Here is an 18,734-nt window from a genome sequence, read left to right as displayed (position 1 = left end):
GGTAGATCGCATGAAATCGGTGAAGAACGTTACGTCGCTGCCGCAGATCGACGAGCACATCCGCGATGCGGTACTCGACGTAACCACCCGGCTGAAGGATCAGCCGGGTGCGCTGCTACCCGTGCTGCACGGCATCCAGGCTGCATTGGGTTATGTGCCGGAAGATGCGATCCCGCTCATCGCGCGCGAAATGAATCTGTCGCGTGCCGACGTACATGGTGTCGTCACGTTCTATCACTTCTTTCGCACGCGGCCGGCGGGCAAGCGGATCATTTATCTGTGTCGTGCCGAGTCCTGTCAGTCGATGGGCGCCGCGAAGCTGGAGCAGCACATCAAGCAACGGCTGGGCGTGGACTTTCACGAAACCACCAAAGACGGTGCGTGGACGCTCGAACCGGTTTACTGCCTTGGCAATTGCGCGTGTTCGCCCGCGATGATGATCGATGACGAGTTGAAGGGCCGAGTGACGCCCGAAAGTTTCGACGTCTGGCTGCATTCGGAGGCGACATGAGCGTGACGGTATACGTGCCGCGCGACGCCAGCGCGTTGTCGCTGGGCGCGGAGTCGGTGGCGACGGTGATCGCCGCTGAAGCCGCCTCGCGCGGTATCGATGTGCGTATCGTGCGCAACGGATCGCGTGGCCTGTATTGGCTGGAACCGATGGTGGAGGTGGAAACCGCCAAAGGTCGCGTGGCATACGGGCCTGTGCAGGCTGGCGATGTTTCCGGTCTGTTCGATGCGGACTTCCTGCACGGTGGCGAAGACGTCCTGGCCTTGGGTCCCACCGAAGAGATTGCATGGCTGAAGAGCCAGCAGCGTCTCACTTTTGCACGTGTAGGTATCGTCGATCCGCGAAGCCTTGAGGATTACCGTGCGCATGGCGGCTATCGCGGACTTGCGGCGGCGCTGAAGATGGCGCCGTCCGCCCTCGTGCAGGCGGTGACGGATTCCGGATTGCGCGGCCGCGGCGGTGCGGCGTTTCCCGCCGGCATCAAGTGGAAGACATGCCTCGACGCCGGTGCCGATCAAAAATACATCGTGTGCAACGCCGACGAAGGCGATTCGGGTACCTTCGCCGATCGCATGATCATGGAAGGCGATCCGTTCGTGCTGATCGAAGGCATGACCATCGCCGGGTTGGCCGTCGGTGCCACGCAGGGCTACATCTATCTGCGCATCGAATATCCGCATGCGCAGCGTGCGCTCGTAGCGGCAATCGATGCAGCCAAGACCGCCGGTTATCTCGGCGACAACGTTTGCGGCAGCGGCAAGGCTTTCCATCTGGAAGTGCGCATGGCAGCGGGCGCTTACATCTGCGGCGAGGAAACCTCGTTGCTGGAAAGTCTGGAAGGCAAGCGCGGGCAGGTGCGCTTCAAGCCGCCGTTGCCCGCGATCCAGGGCTTGTTTGGCAAACCCACGGTCATCAACAACGTCGTCACACTGGCCAGTGTGCCCATCATCCTGGACCGTGGCGCGGCGTTTTATCGCGACTTCGGTTCCGGACGTTCGCGCGGCACGCTGCCGCTGCAATTGGCAGGCAACGTCAAACGACCCGGTCTGGTCGAACGCGCTTTCGGGTTGACGCTGCGCGAATTGATCGAGGATTACGGCGGCGGCACCGCAAGCGGGCGTCCGGTACGCGCCGTACAGGTGGGCGGGCCGCTGGGTGCCTATATTCCGGTGTCGCAGTTGGATACGCCGATAGATTACGAAGCCTTCGCCGCCATCAGCGGCATGGTGGGGCACGGCGGCGTGGTGGTGTTCGACGACACGGTCGACATGGCCGCGCAAGCGCGTTTCGCGATGGAATTCTGCGCGATCGAATCCTGTGGCAAATGCACGCCGTGCCGGATCGGTTCGACGCGTGGCGTCGAAGTCATCGACCGCATGCTTGCCGGAAGCACCGCCGAACGCGAGCGTGACGAAGTGCTGCTGCGCGACCTGTGCCAAACCATGCTGGCCGGTTCGCTCTGCGCGTTGGGCGGCATGGCGCCGTTTCCGGTGCTGAGTGCGCTGGATCATTTTTCCGAAGATTTTGAAAAGATTTTGAACCCTCTCCCCTTGGGGAGAGGGTAGGGTGAGGGGGCAATCTTGCGACAAGGTTGCGGGTGCGAAGAACAGTTTTGTTGATGTTCCCGGCAAGCCTTGGCCCCTCACCCCAACCCCTCTCCCCGAAGGGGAGAGGGGCTACGTATCTTTGAGGAGGTAGTCCATCATGTTGTCCATCGTCGAAATCGATCGCGGTACACCCGCTGTCAAATCCGACGTGCAGGTCACGCTGAGCATCGATGGCCGCAGCATCACCGTGCCGGAAGGGACCTCCGTGATGCGCGCCGCTGCGCAGGCCGGGATCAACATTCCCAAGCTTTGCGCAACCGACATGCTCGAAGCCTTCGGCTCCTGTCGCCTGTGCCTGGTGGAAATCGAGAACCGCAAAGGATATCCCGCCTCGTGCACCACGCCGGTCGTCGAAGGCATGAAGGTCAGCACGCAGACGCCGAAGCTGGCGGACATCCGCCGCGGCGTGATGGAGCTGTATATCTCCGATCACCCGCTCGATTGCCTCACGTGTCCGGCGAACGGACATTGCGAGTTGCAGGACATGGCCGGCGTGGTCGGCTTGCGCGAAGTGCGCTATGGCTACGACGGCGCCAATCACGTCTTCGCGAAGACGAAGCAGGGCGACACCAATCCGCATTTCGTGGCCAAGGACGAATCGAATCCGTACTTCAGCTTCGATCCTTCCAAGTGCATCGTCTGCTCGCGTTGCGTGCGTGCCTGCGATGAAGTGCAGGGTACGTTTGCGTTGACCATTCAAGGTCGTGGCTTCGAATCCAAGGTTGCAGCCAGCCAGAACAACCGTTTCCTGGACTCCGAATGCGTGTCCTGCGGCGCCTGCGTGCAAGCCTGCCCGACGGCCACGCTGTCGGAGAAATCCCTGATCGATCGTGGCCAGGCCGAGCACAGTGTGGTCACCACGTGCGCTTACTGCGGCGTCGGCTGCAGCTTCCGCGCCGAGATGAAAGGCGAGGAAATCGTGCGTATGGTCCCGAACAAGGACGGCCATGCCAATCACGGTCACTCCTGCGTGAAGGGACGATTCGCCATCGGCTACGCCACGCATCCTGATCGCATCAACACGCCGATGATCCGCAAGAAGATCAGCGATCCGTGGCGCATCGTCAGCTGGGAGGAAGCGATTGCGTATGCTGCCAGCGAGTTCAAGCGGCTGCAGGCCACCTACGGCAAATTCTCGATCGGCGGTATTACGTCTTCACGTTGCACGAACGAAGAAACCTATCTCGTGCAGAAACTGGTTCGCGCCGGCTTCGGCAACAACAATGTCGACACCTGCGCGCGCGTCTGCCATTCGCCTACCGGCTATGGCCTGAAATCCACGATGGGCGAGTCCGCCGGCACGCAGGATTTCGACTCCATCGAGCAGACGGACGTAGTGCTGGTCATCGGTGCCAATCCCACGGACGCGCATCCGGTGTTTGGTTCGCAGATGAAGCGCCGCCTGCGTGCGGGTGCCAAGCTGATCGTGGCCGATCCGCGCCGCATCGATCTGGTGCGCACGCCGCACATCAAGGCGGACTACCACCTCAAGCTCAAGCCCGGTACCAACGTTGCTCTTCTCAATACGCTGGCCCACGTCATCGTCACCGAGGGTCTGGTGGATGAAGCGTTTGTGGCGGCGCGTTGCGAGCCTGAGGCATTCGCAAAGTGGCGCACCTTCGTGTCGCAGGACAAGTACAGCCCGGAAGCGATGGAAGCGGAGACGGGCGTGCCTGCCGCCATGGTTCGAAGCGCTGCGCGTCTGTACGCCACCGGCGGCAATGCGGCGATCTATTACGGCCTTGGTGTCACCGAGCATTCGCAGGGTTCGACCGCCGTGATGGGCATCGCCAACCTTGCGATGGCGACCGGCAATATCGGCCGCGAAGGCGTGGGCGTGAATCCGCTGCGCGGTCAGAACAATGTGCAGGGCTCGTGCGACATGGGTTCGTTCCCGCATGAGTTCACCGGTTATCGCCACGTCAGCGATCCGGTCGTGCGAGGCTCGTTCGAAGCCGATTGGGGCGTGCATCTGCATGACGAACCGGGGCTGCGCATTCCCAACATGTTCGAAGCCGCCATCGACGGCAGCTTCAAGGGGTTGTACATCGAGGGCGAGGACATCGCGCAATCCGATCCGAATACGCAGCATGTGACTGCGGCCCTGCAGGCCATGGAATGCGTGGTGGTGCAGGATCTTTTCCTCAACGAGACGGCCAAGTACGCACATGTGTTCCTGCCCGGGAGTTCGTTCCTGGAAAAAGACGGCACGTTCGTCAACGCCGAGCGGCGCATTTCGCGCGTGCGCAAGGTGATGGAGCCGAAGGCGCGCTACGCCGACTGGGAAGCGACGCAGCTGCTGGCCAACGCCATGGGATATCCGATGCACTATTCGCATCCGTCCGAGATCATGGACGAGATCGCGCGCCTGACACCGACCTTCCATGGGGTGAGCTTCGACAAGATCGACACGCTTGGCTCCATCCAGTGGCCTTGCAACGAAGACCATCCCGAAGGCACGCCGGTGATGCACGTCAACGAATTCGTGCGCGGCAAGGGACGTTTCATGCTGACCGAGTACGTACCGACGACGGAGAAGGTCAACGCCAGGCATCCGCTGATCCTCACGACGGGCCGCATTCTCAGCCAGTACAACGTGGGCGCGCAGACGCGTCGCACGGCAAATGTCATGTGGCACGACGAAGATCGGTTAGAAATCCATCCGCACGATGCGGAAGAGCGCGGCATCAAGGAGGACGATTGGGTCGGCGTGGAAAGCCGGGCAGGCCAAACTGTGCTGCGTGCACGCATTTCCGAGCGTATGCAGCCGGGCGTGGTCTACACCACCTTCCACTTCCCCGGTTCTGGCGCCAACGTCATCACCACGGAAAACTCGGATTGGGCGACGAATTGTCCCGAGTACAAGGTGACGGCCGTGCAGGTCACGCGCGTCGACCAACCCTCGGAATGGCAGAAGCGCTACCAGGCATTCTCCAACGAACAGCAGGCCCTGCTGGATGCTGCCGAAGCGCCCTGAAACATCGGTCGGCCGCGGGTACGTGACGCGTCGCGTGGATCGCTATCGTCATGGCGAGCACCAGCAGCTCGACGATGCGATCACCGAGGAAATCCCGGTGGCGATGATCTACAACGACGTACCGTTTGCCGTGATGATGGTGACGCCGTTGGATCTTGAAGATTTCGCGCTGGGTTTTTCGCTCAGCGAAGGCTTGATCGCCACGCCGGATGAATTGGAGTCGATCGACGTTCAGCCCCGTCTCGAAGGTGTCGAGCTTGCGATGCATGTTGCATCGACAGCGGTCGAGGATCGTGCTGGCTCCGGCGGCGAGCGCCTCCTGCCTGGTCGCAGCGGTTGCGGGTTGTGTGGTGCGCGCATGCTGGAAGACGCGGTGCGCCATCCCTCGCCTGTAGGCCGCGGACCCATCGTGGATGCCGTGGCGCTGGAAAAGGCGCTCGAATCGCTGCACGACGCGCAGCCCGTGAATGCGGCCACGGGCTCGGTGCATGCGGCGGCTTGGGTCGATACCCACGGCGATATCGTCATGGTGCGCGAGGACGTCGGCCGCCACAATGCGCTGGATAAGCTGATTGGCGCGATGGTCAAGGCGCGCATCGATCCCGAGTCGGGATTTCTGGTGGTGACCAGTCGCGCCAGTTATGAAATGGTGACCAAGGCCGCCAGCGCGGGCATCACGCTGATGGCCGCCATTTCCGCACCGACAGCGCTGGCCATTCATCTGGCCGAAAGCACCAACCTTACTCTCGTGGGTTTTGCACGGCCGGGCAGTTACGTGGTCTACACTCATCCGCAGCGATTGCTGCGTGCTGCCGGAGCCAGCGCATGAACATCGAACGCCTCGTCACCATGGCCAACGACATCAGCCACTATTTTGCGGCCGATCCAGACCAGGCGGCAGGTGCCGCGGCCATTGCGGATCACCTGAAGAAATTCTGGGAACCTGGGATGCGCAAGCAGATCGTGGCGCATTTGGCTGGCGGCGGCGAGGGACTCGAGCCGTTGACCCGGATGGGCGTGCAGAAGCTGGCGGAGCTGGATAACCAGGTTACCGCGGCGAATAGTGAGTAACTGCTCGTCGCTATTGCAAAGCGCCCCAAGCGGGACGACGATTTCTTCAAAGACTCCATCCTTTCCTGCTACGCCACCATGTAAGCAAAAGCATACGCAGTCTTGGGGCTTGGCGATCAAGCAATTCGGCATTTGACGGCATTCAAACTCAGTCCCCCTTCATGACAATCCATCGAAGCGTCAACGCTTCAATGGAGATCGTCAATGAACAAGGCCAAAGGACTGTTCGCAACAACGCTGTTGCTGCTCACCGCATCGGCCGGGTTGTATCTCTCTGGCTTTCTCTTGCTATGGCTGTTCGGGCTCCGTCATGTCCCGCTGGCATGGGATACCTACTGGAGCTACGTCAAAGTCATGGCAATGCCGGACTACGCCCCGTACGCCGGCAAAATCAAACTTGCCGGCTACGTTGGTTTTGGTCTGCCATGGGTGGGTTATTTCGCCGTGTTGTATGCCCTGTTCAAACCCCGTCAACGGTCGCTGCATGGCAATGCCCGCTTCGCCACCCGCGCCGATCTGGTCAAGGCGGGGTTGCTGAGGAAAACCCCCGAGAGTGTGATCATCGGCAAGTTCGGGCGTGAGTACATCTATCTAAACGGACTGCAACACACCATCGTGACCGCCCCTACGCGCAGTGGGAAAACGTCCAGCATTGCCATGCCCGTGTCGCTCACCTACCAACACTCCATGGTCGTGATGGATATGAAGGGCGAGTTGTACCAAGCGGCGAGCAGCCAACGCGCGGAGCAGGGTCAGGCCACTTACAAGTTCGCCCCTTACGCCGAAGATGGCTGCACGCATCGCTTCAACCCACTCTTGTGCGTGTCGCGCGACCCGCGCGTGCGAATCGGCGAAATCCAGACCATCGGCGCCATCCTTTACCCGGATGATCCCAATAAAGACCCGTTCTGGATCGCCCAGTCCCGCACCGCGTTCTTGGGATTTGCGTCGTTGATGTACGAGCATTGGGACAACCTGCTTCATCTCGACGCGTCTAGCGCCGGCCCGGATGGGGCATCGACGGCATACCCTTCGCGCAACCCCAACATCGATCCCAGCTTCCCCAGCTTCGAGCGCATCTATCGGCTTTCCTGCGGCGATGGCCAAGGTGGCGATCTCAAAGAGCAAATCAAACAGTGGCTGCGCGATGCAAGTTTCCTCAGCGAGCAAACGCGCACTCCACTCTCTAGCCTGGTCGGATTGGCGGGAGAAACCTTCTCCTCCGTCATCGCCACCATGCAGGAGCCGCTGCAACAGTTCATCAGTCCTATCCTGGCCGCCGCCACTAACGCCAGCGACTTCGACGTAGCCACCCTGCGCAGGCGACCGACCACCATCTTTGTGGTGATTCCCCCGGCCAAACTGGGCGAGTCGAGCAAGCTCTTGAACATCTTCTTCTCCACCGTCGTCGGCCAGAACCTGACGGTGACACCGCAAGAAGACAAATCCATCCAACACCAACTGCTACTGGTGCTGGACGAATTCACGGCCATGGGGGCCGTACGTGCACTATCCGAGCGTATCTCGATCATCGCCGGTTATTGGATACGCATCCTGACCATCATCCAGAGCAATTCGCAGCTGCGCTCCACCTACGGGCCGGACGCGGCGCAGACCTACACGACCAACCACGCTGCCAGCATCGTGTTCACCCCGCGCGAGCAGCAGGACGCGGAAGACTATTCAAGAGCCATGGGCGACACCACCGTGCGCCGTCGCAACCGCAGCACCGGCCAGGGCGGCACCTCCTACAGCTACACCGAAGAACGCCGCGCCCTGATGCTGCCGCAGGAACTGAAGGAGCTTCCGAACGACGATCAGATCATCTTCTACGAAGGCTGCCCGCCGATCCGCAGCAAGAAGAACTGGCATTTCAAGAGCCCTTACTTCAAGAAGCGCATTCGACCGCCGGTGGAGGTGAAGCCATTGGCGTTGCAAGTGAAAAAGGCAGACGTAATGAAAGAAGACGCGGTGCGGGCGAAGGATGAAGAAATGCTCGCATTGCTGAAGGGACGCCACGCGACATAAATCGAAATGGCTTCGATCAATCTTCGGAGTGCATCACACGCCGGGTACGGCTGTCCCATCACGCATTTTTGAACCCGCAGGGGTAACCCATCGTGAAATACGACAAAAACAACATTCGCCGTTTGATGAGTCGCATCGGCTTTCTTGCGGTAGGGCTGGGACTTGCTCTGATCGTTGGCGGCACTGGTGCAGCGCAGTCAGTGAGCAACGAAGCCAGACCCAAGCCGGTGTGGCCCGGCAATGGCATCGCGCAGCGGGAGTTTCCGAATGGCTCCAACATGTTCGTGGAAAACGATCACGGCACATGGCGCATATGGGTATTGGAGCTTGTTAACGGTGATTATGTGCAAGCGCTGGATTTCTTCAGCGGGGAATGCATGCGAGTCAAGGTGAAGTTTTCCCCCGATGGTGAGCAAGACTTCGCGTTCACGGATGCCAAGGGGAAATTTCACACTGCCACCGATGAAGGTTTCCATTTCACAGGACCGGTCGCTGGCGACTTGAACGATGTGGTTTTTGGCAGGCGGGCACTCCGCTTCGAAGGGACAAATAACTCGTGTGACGTCACTTTGGGGGCCGTAATCACTTGTTATCAGGCTGCCGACAATCGGTGGAGCAAGTTTCCGATTTATCGCATTGCAGCAGTGCCAACTGGTTGCCATAGCGGTAACTTAGATTCGCTAGTCGATACCGCGCTTGATCTTGACGATGGCACGTTTCTGGTCACCGAAGGCTGCTATGTCTTCCGCTTGCGCAAGTCCGATCTATCCCCAGTAGGCTCGGCACCCGCACTTCGCGTCGTCGATGAAAGCGCGGTGCAAGCGGTCATCGATCAAGCCAAGGGGAAATCTATCGACGATGCGACTGGCTATTTGGCCAAAGCACTGAATCTACCCACCGACCCCAAGCTATCCTGCAAGGAGGATTGATCCATGGCAAATTTAACGGACGACGAACTGCGTGCCATTGCCTACTACAGTGTCGGTGTCAGTTCGGAAGGCAAGGATGTGGCTTATCAGCTCAGCTTTGCGGGCGATGTCATTCAAAATATCTAGCGTTGTGCAATTTTGATAATTGCATTCTTGGTGATGAGAGCGGAATTTATGGCTAAAGCTAATATCTTATGTTTGGTTGCAATGTGTTTTATTTCGTGTAATTGCATTGCGAATAATTCGGAAAATTCAAATCCCACCTCTCAGTTAAACGAATTGCGTGCGTCGAAGGACATTTTTTTGCGCACGGAGCGTTATCCAAGGCCGCCTTACTCTGAGGCTACATATTACATTTACGAAAAATCAGGCGTGGTCATTTGTACAAAGATGGAAGTATGCAACAAGTATGGTGATTGTGAGTCGCAGTATAAGCAAGGCGTTTATAAGGACCCGGAAGATGCGCAAGCGGGAGCGCCTTATGGTGCAACGTCGCCAGTGCTTATCCCAAAAGAAAAACTGATGAAGCATACATGTCTTAACAAGTTCTCTCTTGTTAGCTCACCATAAAGCTAGCGCAATCCAATAGGTCACGTTTCTAGGTTAAATGAAGGGATTTCGATCATGATTGAAGGGCGCGAAGAAAAGCTTCTGTTAGATGCTTACTCATATGGGATTACGTCTCCCAAGGAATTGGCAAACTTCATGGCACAGACAACCTACGAGTCGCAAGGATTAGTCAGGCTAGAGGAGAGTTTTAAGTACACGCACGGTAATGCTCAGATCACGGTGCGTTCGGCGCATCATGATGAAACTAAATTAGATGCTGCTCGTTTAGATGCTTTGCATGGAAAACCGGAGCAACTCGGCGACCTGATGTATGGAGGTCGTATGGGCAACAATGAGCCTGGTGATGGCTACAAATATCGTGGGCGAGGATACATTCAATTAACTGGTAAGGAAAACTATGCAGCAGCCGGGAAAGCTATCGGAGAAGATCTGGTAAATAACCCAGACTTAGCTGCTCAGCCAGAATATGCTGGAAAGTTGGCAATTTGGTTTTGGAATCAGTATGTGCATAGAGTTGCTCCTGAAGAGGTTACTGAGGCAACGCGTATCGTCAATAACGGGTATACGGGCCTCGTTGCTCGCAAAGAACTTGCAGTTGAGTGGGAAAAAGTTCTCACCCATGAAGTCATGGCGAACTTGTCCAAAGGGGCGGTAGATCTTGCCTCCATCCCAGTGGCGTTTCACTCAGGGCGTGTGCAACACCATAAAGCTTCTCTCAGGTTGGGCTTACACGGCGAAGCCGTAAACACTTTGCAAACCCAGCTCAACGAACTGGGTTATTTGAATGCCAGCCCGGACGGCCAATTCGGCTCCGCCACGAAAGCGGCGGTGCGAGCCTTCCAGCGCGACCACGGCGTGCGCGCTAACGGCGTGGATGGCCCCGCCACGCAGCGCTCATTGCAGGCGGACGTCGCTAGGCTCCAAGAGCATAGCCCGTTCACCTTCCCAGCCATGCAAGCCGCTTCGGAGCCAGGACTTGACGATCCGCGCCATGCCCTCAACCCCGATCACGCCTTGTATGCCACGCTCAAGCGGCGTATCCCCGACGCCTCGGAAGAACGGCTGGTGCAGTTCACGGCCGCCTGCCATATGAAACGGATCACGGCGGACAAGCTGGAAGGGATATACCTCAACGGAACCGCCAAGACCATCACCTTCGCCGCAACGCTACCGCTCGGGGTGATGGCAGAAGTCGATCTGAAGCAGCCGTTGCCAACGCCGCAGCAGGCAATCCAACAAATGCAGCATTACGACATGCAGCACGCACAGCAAGTGCAATTCGATGCGCAGATGGCCCAGCAACAGAGCGGACCGACGATGGGCGGGCCCGGTGGCCATGGCCGTCGATAAATTCTTCACTCACCGTTGAATACGAGAACAAGGACGTTCCATGAACCCAAGCAACCGCCGCGTAGCGTTACTGCACATGCACACCATGCATTATCAGACGCTGATGCAACAGATACCCCTCCTACGTACCTGCCAAGCGGAGATGACGCACAGCGCGAGCCAGCTTCAGGAAAATCGGCAGCTTGGTCGCATGGGTGTCCATTGGTACGTGATGCTGGGGCTGGACACGCTCGCCGAAGTCCATGCGGCAGCGATGTGCGAGCTGGAGCAGCAGCGTTACCTGACTACGCAAACGCTCGCACGCAGCGGCATCACGCACGCGATCAATGTGTTGTATGTGCTAAGTGATCCCGAAGCCGACCGTCTGTCGGGCGGACTTCGGCATCATCTGGATGAGCGGCGCGCGCGGGCGGACGCCTGGCGCGCTGTGGCCCCGGCGGATCAGGTAGTCCTGGCCCAGCAGTATGGTCAACACCTGACCGCCTTTAGCCGTGCACAACCGTGGTACGCCAATGCGCCCCGTTGGCCAAGCCTGTGCGAACGGGCAGATGCCATCGGCTGGGGCGAGTGGGTGCATCCGGCGCTACTCGGAGCCGCCAACCACGAGCAGGCGCTGGCGCAAGAAGTGCTCAACACCATGGAATGCGAACAACGCAGCTCGGAACCCGAACGAAAGGCGGCGCACGAGTTGCGCAACACCAAACACGGTTCCGATGCGGTGTATCTGGAAGCCATCGCGTTGCGGATGTTTGCGCAGGCGCTGCAGCACGCGGCCTTGATCCTGGGTGACGCCGTCGCAACGACAGTGGCCGAATCGACCGCAAGCCAGATCGATCCCTTGCTCGCCGAGCATCAGCGGGTCGCGGATCTGCTGCAGGAAGAGGACAGCAACATCTACATCCGAATGGGCGGCTGAGATAGCGGGCGCATGCCAGCAGGCTTGGAGGTCGTCTGAGTCTGTTCCTATCGGTATATGAATAATGCGTTCCAGATGTTCTTCGAGCAGCGTTTTCATCTTATCGGCAACTTTTCCCCGGGCAGCAGCGGAGTTTCGCTGGGATGACGGCTTGGATCATGTGCCCAGCAACGAATCGCCCTGGGCGGCAGATGCACAGCAGGCGATTTGGGTACCTGCATCCCGTCAGGTATGGCGACCCACAATCGACCCTGCCCACAGCGAAGCCCAAGCTGTGTGATGCGACGATCGACGTGGCGAACTTCGACCGAAGCGGGGATGGCATTCGGTAACGCATCATGCGCATCGATTAGACAAATCGCTGCCGGGTCGATCATCCAGTCGACGTATGTGCCTATCACGGCCTGATCATCGATCGGAAACGAAACGCCGCCGTCTGGCCATGCCAATCGTGGTGCACTCGTCGTACCTTCGACATATCCGCGATGCACGTTGCGATATCCAAGCAATCGCGCTGCCGCACCACTGGTCGGATTCCCGTAGACAGTTTCAGACGTACCGATCTGGATAATGCGACGGCCGTGCATCAGCACTAGTCGATCGGCTACCGCCGCCAGGTGCGGATCGTGGCTGACAGCCAATGCCGGAATGCCGAAGTCGTGAACCTCGGTGATCAATTCGGCAATGACGTCGTCGCGCGTGACCGGATCGAGTGCGGAGGTGGGTTCGTCCAGCAACAGCAGCTGCGGTTTCCTCGCCAACGCGCGGGCCAACGCAACGCGTTGCTGTTGGCCGCCCGACAAGGTCGCGGGAAAGCGTTCGGCGAAGTCGGCCATGTGCACGCGCTCAAGCAATGACATCGCCTGGTCGCGTCGTTGTGGACCTTTCAGTGCGAACGCCACGTTCTGCCATGCATTGAGATGCGGAAACAGCGCATACCCTTGCGGCAGATAACCCACGGCGCGATCCTGCGCGGCCATGCCGCCGAAAGGTTCGCCTCGCGCGGCCACCAGTCCGGCAATGGCGCGCAACAGCAACGACTTGCCTTCGCCGCTCGCGCCGAGCAGTACCGTGAATCCTTCCACCTCGAATTGCGCCTCGAGCGTGATGGGATGACGAATGGCGTAGTCGATACGCATCAGATCAGGTGCCGGCGACGTGCGGAAAGGCCGAGGATCAGCGGCAAAGGCATCGCCACCAGGAAGAATACCCATAACAGCGGATACACCGCGTCGAGGCCGATGTTCTGCAAGTTCACCCACAGCTTCACCGGAATGCCTTGCGGGTAATAAGCCACGATAAGCACCACGCCGAATTCTCCCAACGCGCGCACCCATGCCAGGGCGATGGCGGCGGCAAGCCCGAGCCGCGCAAGCGGGAGACTCACGTGAACAAAACTGCGCCACGGCGAATGGCCCAACGTCAACGCGATTTGCTCGAGTTCGCGCGGCACGCCTTCGAACGCGGCACGCGCGGCGATCACGTAGTAGGGCAGCGCGGCGTAGAACTGGGCCATGACAAAGGCAGGCGCCGAGTTGGTCAAAACGAGTCCCGCATGTTCCAGCATGCTGCCGGCGGGGCCGTAGGGGCCGTACATCGACGCGAGCAATAGACCCATGGCCAGCGGTGGCGTCAGCAACGCCAGCAACAGCAAGCTGTCGATCAGCCATTTGCCACGGATGCTGTAACGCGCCAGCCACCAGGCGAGCGGTGTGCCGAGCGCGATGATCAGCACCAGCGCAAGCATGCTGTAGCCGAGCGATACGGCAATGGCCCCGCCGTCACCCTCGGCAAAGCCGAAGCTGCGCCAGTGGGTGACTACGGCCAATCCAACGAACGGTGTCGCAAGCAGCAGCAGCGTGAACGCGCTCAGCAAGGCAGGCACGCGTGCGCGGTAGGTCGTCGCGCTCATGGTTGCGCCTGGTATCGATGCGTATCGGTCACAGGCTGTTTCCGCGCGGCGGACTGTAGCCGTGGTCGCGGAACATCGCCTGTCCCTGCGCACTCTGCAGGAACGCCACGAATTCGCGCGCCAACTCCGGCTGCAGGGCATTGCCGAGCGGTGCCGCGTAGAACACCAGCGGCTGCACGTGCAGGGCCTTGCCGTTGTCCAGCGTTACCGAAGCACGGTCGTACCATGCCTTTTGCATCGACGGATCGCCGAGATTGATTTCGTCGGGCAAGGCTATGGTAGGTAGATGATGCGATTGCGCGGCGCTGAGATAACCGACAGTGGCATCGATCTGGCCGGCTTCCAGCCGAGACAACAAGGACGGTTCGGTAAAGATCTGGGAAGCGTTTTGCGGCGCACCGGCGACGGTCTTCAGCAGATCCGGGCGATGGTAGTAATCCGCGGCCAATTGCAAGGTCAAAAGCACGTTGGCGCCTTGCGGATCGATGGCGGGATCGGTGCGGCCAAGTCGTAGCCCCGGCTCGCTCAAGACGTCATACCAGTTCTTCTTGCCGCTGGCGGCGGCAGCGAAGTCGGCGGCAAAGCGGCTGCGGGGACTGTAGGTGACGACCATCTGCGTACTCGCAACGGGTACTGCCTCAGTCACCAGTCCCGCCTGTTTCAGCACCTGCATGGGACCGGGCGTGATGGTGACGAAGACGTCTGCCTGCAATTGATGCGCAGCGAGCAAGTGTGCCAACGCATACGATCCCTGGCCGATGCCCTGGTAGTTGGCGTTGTGGTCATGCGCAAAAGCAGGGCCCGCGGCGCCGTCCATCAATACGCCCATCGAGCCGGCATAAGCCACGCGCAGAACCTTGGCGTCCTGGGCCATCGCTGCTGCGCCGACGGTAAACCATGCAAGCGCCATCAGTATCGCAGCGCGTCTCATCCAGCTCATGATGCATCTCCTTCGGAAGATTTGTGCATGCGCCGGCGCGTACTGTCGCGGACATCGACGTCGAACAATACCTGCAAGGTTCCACCAGACGGTGTCGGCAAATCGAACTGCAAGCCTTCGCGCGAGGGCAGGCGTTCGCTGAGTGCGCGAACCTCCCATTCGGGCAGGCCGATAAGCCATGTTGCGTCGTTGCGTTGCCAATGGGGGCTGGCCGCGAGTTGAAGTTGCTGGATCTCGGTGCGCCCATCGGGCAGCTGGGTGCGGTTTTCGGTCACCGATCCGGACAGTAGCTGCGCGAGTTCGGCTTCGTCGACGCGAAGCCGCAAAGTCTGAGCTTCCAGCTGCACTCTCATTCGCATACCTCGCGCCAGGTCTCTTCGGTGTTGCAATCGATCAGCTGTGCGGCTTCGTCGTCGTGCAAAGGAATTGCGCTCACGCCGACACGTTCCTGCAATGCCCGCAACGAACGGGCGCGGTCGTCTTGCGCGGCCATCAAGGTAGCCAGCACGGCACGACAGGTGGCATCCAGGCGCAGACGCATCGGCAGCACGTGACCGCTGAAGTGTGCGCAGCGGGAAGGAGCGGATTCCGTTCGCAGCCGCCGCAGCAGCGAAGGTTGCAGGCGCGGCATGTCCACCGGAATGATGAGCAATTCGGCGTCGTTCACCACGGCGGCGATACCGGCAATGCCACCGACGGGCCCTGCATGCGATACGACATCGACGATGCCTGCATAGTCCGGACGATCGCCACTGACATGCACGACATCCACGCCCGCCGCCTTGAGCAGATCGATCTGATGCTCGATCAAGGGTTGACCGTGCCACGACAGCATGGCCTTGTCGCGCCCCATCCGGGACGAACGCCCGCCGGCGAGTACCACGCCGACGCTGTGCAGTGGCTCAGTGACCGTGTCCATGCGCGTCCCCGTGTTGCTTCACGGCCTGACGTTCGGCTTCCCGGTGTTCCTCGCACAACGAACAGCCTTCGCTCCACGCGCTGTCTCCATCGACGTAATGTTCCTTCTTCCAGATCGGTGCTTCATGCTTGACCGCTTCGATGGCTAGACGACAGGCGCGGAACGCCTCGTCGCGATGCGGCGTGGCGGCGGCGACCACCACCGCCAGGTCGCCGATGCGCAGATCTCCCTTGGCGTGTGCGATGTAAAGCTTGAGCGGTCCGCCGACTTCGGCGCGTGCGCGTTCGCCGATGTCCTGGAACATGCGCAAGGCCAAGGGTTCGAAGAGGTCGTAGCTCACGCCGGTGACAGCGCGCCCAAGATTGTGCTGGCGCACGCGGCCAATGAATGTGGCAATGCCGCCGAAGCGTGGATCGGAAACGAAGTCCAGCGCCGCGGTGGGGTCCAGCGGGCCGTGGCTGATATCGACGACGGCGGTGTAGATGTCGGTCACGCTCAGCCTCCACTCACCGGTGGCAGGATCGCAATCTGGCCGTCTTCGGGCACGGTGCGATGGTTGTGCAGAATCTCGTGTTCGCTGGCGAATGCCGAGCGTTGGACAAGTCCGGCGCTGATGGGCGGCGCGTGGTCGTGCACGTGATGTTGCAGCGCTTCGCGCAGGGCGGCGATGGTGCTTTGCTCGGGCATGTCCAGTTCGATGTAACCGCGCGAATCGGCGTCGCGGAGTGCACCGAACAATGTGATGCGAACCTTCATGCAGCGCTCTCGCAAGGCGATGGAAATTCAAGGTGGCCGGGGCCGTATACATCGACCAGTGCGCCGGCAGGCAACGCATCGATGTCGGCGGGCACGACGGTCCATGCGTTGGCATCGGCCAGCGGTTTGATGCGGTAAGACTCCTGGCCGCCAAGGATTTCGGTCGCCAGACGGCCTTGAGCGTCGATGTGCAAACGCGATTTCAGATGAAAGCGCAGGCGCGGTTTCTTGCTGAAAGGTGTGGACAGCGGCACACGTCGGGGCGCTTCGCCCGGCAGTCCCAGCATGACGCGCAACGCAGGCTCGATGAAGAAACGCAGGCCGACCGCCACGGCAATGGGATTGCCCGGCAAGCCAAACAGCAGCGCATCGCCGGGCAGGCGCGCGAAAAGCAGCGGTTTACCTGGGCGAATGGCTACTTTATGGAAAAGTGTTTTCGCGCCGATCCGTTCCAGCGCCTGCGGCACGAAATCGTAGCGACCCATCGATACGGCACCACTCGACACGATCACTTTGGCGCCGGCATCCCATGCACGACGCAGCGCGGCCTCGAATGCCAAGGCGTCGTCGCCTACCGTTTCGACGTGCACCACGTCTGCGCCGGCCAGCGGGAGGCGCGCGGCGAGGAAGGGGCCATTGGAGTTGCGTATTTGCCCGGGAGCCAGCGCTTGCTTTGGATCGTCGACAAGTTCGCGTCCCGTGCAGAGCACGGCAACGCGCGGGCGTTCCGAAACGGACACGGTGGCGACACCCAGCGCGGCAAGCAGCATGAGGTGTTGCGGTGCCAATGCGCTTCCTGCGGCCAGTACGGTTTCGCCATGTTGAACATCCGAGCCAGCGGTGCGCACGTTCTGTCCAGGCTCGACGTCGGCAAGCAGGCGTATGCGAGCTGCGGGTGCCAAGCGTTCGGTTTGTTCGACGGGAATGACGCGATCGAGGCCATCGGGCATGCGCGCACCGGTCATGATTTCCCACGCGCCGCCGCCAGCATGCGTTACTCCATCGCCCGCAGCCTGTTCGCCTTCGACATCGAACTCAGTACCGGCGAGCACTTTGTCGTCCTTCCCATTGAGCGCAAAGCCATCCATCGCGGAATTGTCGAATGGCGGCAACGCAGCATCGCTGACGATGTCCGACGCAAGCACGCGCCCCAGACACGACTCGACTGCGCAATCCTGCGCGGGAAGACGAGTGCTGGCAGCGAGGACGATGCGCAGGGCTTCGTCGTAGGCGAGCGTATCCTGGCTCATGCATGTCCTCCGCCTGCGGCCATGTTCAAGGCATGCGCCAGGACGGGCGCAAGAATGTCCATGCCTTGCGCCACGGCTTTCGTGCTGCCCGGCAGGGCGATCACCAGCGTGGTGCCGATCAGCACCGCATCCGCACGGCTCAGCCACGCCATTTGCGTATGTTGGCTGCTCTGGTTGCGGAACAATTCGCCGATGCCATCGATATGCCGGTCGGCGACCATCGCCAATGCTTCGGGCGTGCGATCGCGGGGGCCTAGCCCGGTGCCGCCGGTGCAGAGAATCAGATGCGTGCCGCTGGCGGTCAATTGGATGAGGCGGGCGGCGAGCGGTTCGGGATCGTCCGGATGCAGCTCGGCGGGATCGACGTCGGCACCGAGTTCGCGCAGGCGTTCCACCAGCAAGGGGCCTGCCGTATCGGTGTACTCGCCTTGGCTGGCGCGATCGCTGAGCGTGATCACCGTGGCTTTGACGCTTTCCAGTCGGGCCATGGCGCGCGGCTGATAGTGCGCACGCTCGGCGTCGGTCATGCCTTCCGGGTGCAGCCACAGTCCTTTCTTGCCGCCTTCCTTGAACAGCAGCCGCACGCCGCCAAACGACAATGCGGGCTCAACCGGCTTGGTCAAGTCGTACAAGGTCAGCAATGCGGCGCTGGCACCGGCGAGCGCCTCCATTTCCACGCCGGTGCGCGCGACGGTCGCCACTTCGCAATAGACACGAATGGCGTGCCGTTCGCTGACCGGTTCGCAACGTACATCGATGTATTCCAGCGGCAACGGATGGCACAACGGCATCAGTTGCGAGGCATTTTTCGCGCCTTGCAAGCCGGCGATTTCGGCCATGGTCATGGCATCGCCCTTGGGCAGGCGACGTTCGACGATCAGCGCAAACGCTTCGGCGCCGGCGCTCAATTCGCCAACGGCTACGGCGCGACGCGCAGTGATGCGCTTATGGCGTACATCGGCCATATGGAAATGGGCGCGTTCCTCGCGCTCGTGCAT

The 18,734-nt window shown here is 60.4% G+C and carries 19 protein-coding genes; 10 read left to right on the top strand and 9 right to left on the bottom strand.

Annotated elements, in window-relative coordinates:
* Positions 1-10: 10 nt before the first annotated feature.
* From DWU99_RS18495 to DWU99_RS18450, 10 genes are all read left to right on the top strand, one after another.
* Entirely contained in the window at positions 11-511 is a 501-nt protein-coding gene (locus tag DWU99_RS18495) for a formate dehydrogenase subunit gamma (protein ID WP_115479565.1), read from the top strand.
* Positions 508-2,076, top strand: coding sequence for a formate dehydrogenase beta subunit (locus DWU99_RS18490; protein ID WP_115479564.1), 1,569 nt, complete (start codon positions 508-510; stop codon positions 2,074-2,076). Before DWU99_RS18495 ends, DWU99_RS18490 begins: the two co-directional genes overlap by 4 nt.
* Before the next feature lie 139 nt (positions 2,077-2,215).
* The gene (fdhF, locus tag DWU99_RS18485; protein WP_115479563.1) at positions 2,216-5,095 is read left to right on the top strand and encodes a formate dehydrogenase subunit alpha; all 2,880 of its coding nucleotides are present in this window, start codon (positions 2,216-2,218) and stop codon (positions 5,093-5,095) included.
* Positions 5,076-5,924 carry a formate dehydrogenase accessory sulfurtransferase FdhD gene (gene fdhD, locus DWU99_RS18480; protein ID WP_115479562.1) on the top strand — a complete coding sequence of 283 codons (849 nt, stop codon included), beginning with the start codon at positions 5,076-5,078 and terminating at the stop codon, positions 5,922-5,924. Before fdhF ends, fdhD begins: the two co-directional genes overlap by 20 nt.
* Positions 5,921-6,166: a formate dehydrogenase subunit delta gene (locus DWU99_RS18475; protein ID WP_115479561.1), complete on the top strand. Its 246-nt coding sequence runs from the start codon at positions 5,921-5,923 to the stop codon at positions 6,164-6,166. The genes fdhD and DWU99_RS18475 overlap by 4 nt, the downstream gene beginning before the upstream one ends.
* 204 nt (positions 6,167-6,370) lie before the next feature.
* The gene (locus tag DWU99_RS18470; protein WP_115479560.1) at positions 6,371-8,194 is read left to right on the top strand and encodes a type IV secretory system conjugative DNA transfer family protein; all 1,824 of its coding nucleotides are present in this window, start codon (positions 6,371-6,373) and stop codon (positions 8,192-8,194) included.
* A 92-nt stretch (positions 8,195-8,286) separates the two neighbouring features.
* Positions 8,287-9,123, top strand: a complete 837-nt coding sequence (locus DWU99_RS18465) for a hypothetical protein (RefSeq protein ID WP_115479559.1) — start codon at positions 8,287-8,289, stop codon at positions 9,121-9,123.
* A 3-nt stretch (positions 9,124-9,126) separates the two neighbouring features.
* A complete protein-coding gene (locus DWU99_RS21370; protein WP_267897547.1) occupies positions 9,127-9,249 on the top strand; it encodes a hypothetical protein in 123 nt (40 codons plus the stop codon).
* A 498-nt stretch (positions 9,250-9,747) separates the two neighbouring features.
* Positions 9,748-11,043: a peptidoglycan-binding protein gene (locus DWU99_RS18455; RefSeq protein WP_115479558.1), complete on the top strand. Its 1,296-nt coding sequence runs from the start codon at positions 9,748-9,750 to the stop codon at positions 11,041-11,043.
* A 40-nt stretch (positions 11,044-11,083) separates the two neighbouring features.
* Complete coding sequence (locus DWU99_RS18450; protein ID WP_147292972.1) at positions 11,084-11,959, top strand: hypothetical protein; 876 nt, start codon at positions 11,084-11,086, stop codon at positions 11,957-11,959.
* 95 nt (positions 11,960-12,054) lie between these two features.
* On the opposite strand, the gene DWU99_RS18445 is transcribed toward DWU99_RS18450, so the two are convergent.
* From DWU99_RS18445 to moaCB, 9 genes are read right to left on the bottom strand one after another with little or no spacing between them, the layout of a single operon-like run.
* On the bottom strand, positions 12,055-13,098 hold the full coding sequence (locus tag DWU99_RS18445) for an ABC transporter ATP-binding protein (protein ID WP_115479556.1): 1,044 nt from the start codon (positions 13,096-13,098) through the stop codon (positions 12,055-12,057).
* Positions 13,098-13,871 (bottom strand): ABC transporter permease subunit, encoded by a 774-nt coding sequence (locus DWU99_RS18440; RefSeq protein ID WP_115479555.1) that lies wholly within the window; start codon positions 13,869-13,871, stop codon positions 13,098-13,100. Before DWU99_RS18440 ends, DWU99_RS18445 begins: the two co-directional genes overlap by 1 nt.
* A gap of 28 nt (positions 13,872-13,899) precedes the next feature.
* A complete protein-coding gene (locus DWU99_RS18435) occupies positions 13,900-14,811 on the bottom strand; it encodes an extracellular solute-binding protein (protein ID WP_115479554.1) in 912 nt (303 codons plus the stop codon).
* Positions 14,808-15,164: a hypothetical protein gene (locus DWU99_RS18430; protein WP_147292971.1), complete on the bottom strand. Its 357-nt coding sequence runs from the start codon at positions 15,162-15,164 to the stop codon at positions 14,808-14,810. The genes DWU99_RS18435 and DWU99_RS18430 overlap by 4 nt, the downstream gene beginning before the upstream one ends.
* Positions 15,161-15,730, bottom strand: a complete 570-nt coding sequence (mobA, locus tag DWU99_RS18425; protein ID WP_115479552.1) for a molybdenum cofactor guanylyltransferase — start codon at positions 15,728-15,730, stop codon at positions 15,161-15,163. The genes DWU99_RS18430 and mobA overlap by 4 nt, the downstream gene beginning before the upstream one ends.
* Positions 15,714-16,229, bottom strand: coding sequence for a molybdenum cofactor biosynthesis protein MoaE (locus DWU99_RS18420; protein WP_425476827.1), 516 nt, complete (start codon positions 16,227-16,229; stop codon positions 15,714-15,716). Before DWU99_RS18420 ends, mobA begins: the two co-directional genes overlap by 17 nt.
* Positions 16,226-16,486: a MoaD/ThiS family protein gene (locus DWU99_RS18415; protein ID WP_115479550.1), complete on the bottom strand. Its 261-nt coding sequence runs from the start codon at positions 16,484-16,486 to the stop codon at positions 16,226-16,228. Before DWU99_RS18415 ends, DWU99_RS18420 begins: the two co-directional genes overlap by 4 nt.
* Positions 16,483-17,736: a molybdopterin molybdotransferase MoeA gene (locus tag DWU99_RS18410; protein WP_115479549.1), complete on the bottom strand. Its 1,254-nt coding sequence runs from the start codon at positions 17,734-17,736 to the stop codon at positions 16,483-16,485. The genes DWU99_RS18415 and DWU99_RS18410 overlap by 4 nt, the downstream gene beginning before the upstream one ends.
* On the bottom strand, positions 17,733-18,734 hold the full coding sequence (gene moaCB / locus DWU99_RS18405) for a bifunctional molybdenum cofactor biosynthesis protein MoaC/MoaB (RefSeq protein ID WP_115479548.1): 1,002 nt from the start codon (positions 18,732-18,734) through the stop codon (positions 17,733-17,735). The genes DWU99_RS18410 and moaCB overlap by 4 nt, the downstream gene beginning before the upstream one ends.

Origin of the sequence: Dyella psychrodurans, from assembly GCF_003363265.1 — a bacterium.
Classification (GTDB): domain Bacteria; phylum Pseudomonadota; class Gammaproteobacteria; order Xanthomonadales; family Rhodanobacteraceae; genus Dyella_B; species Dyella_B psychrodurans.
Note: the sequence above shows the minus strand (reverse complement) of the source record. Positions and strands in the feature narration are given on the sequence as shown.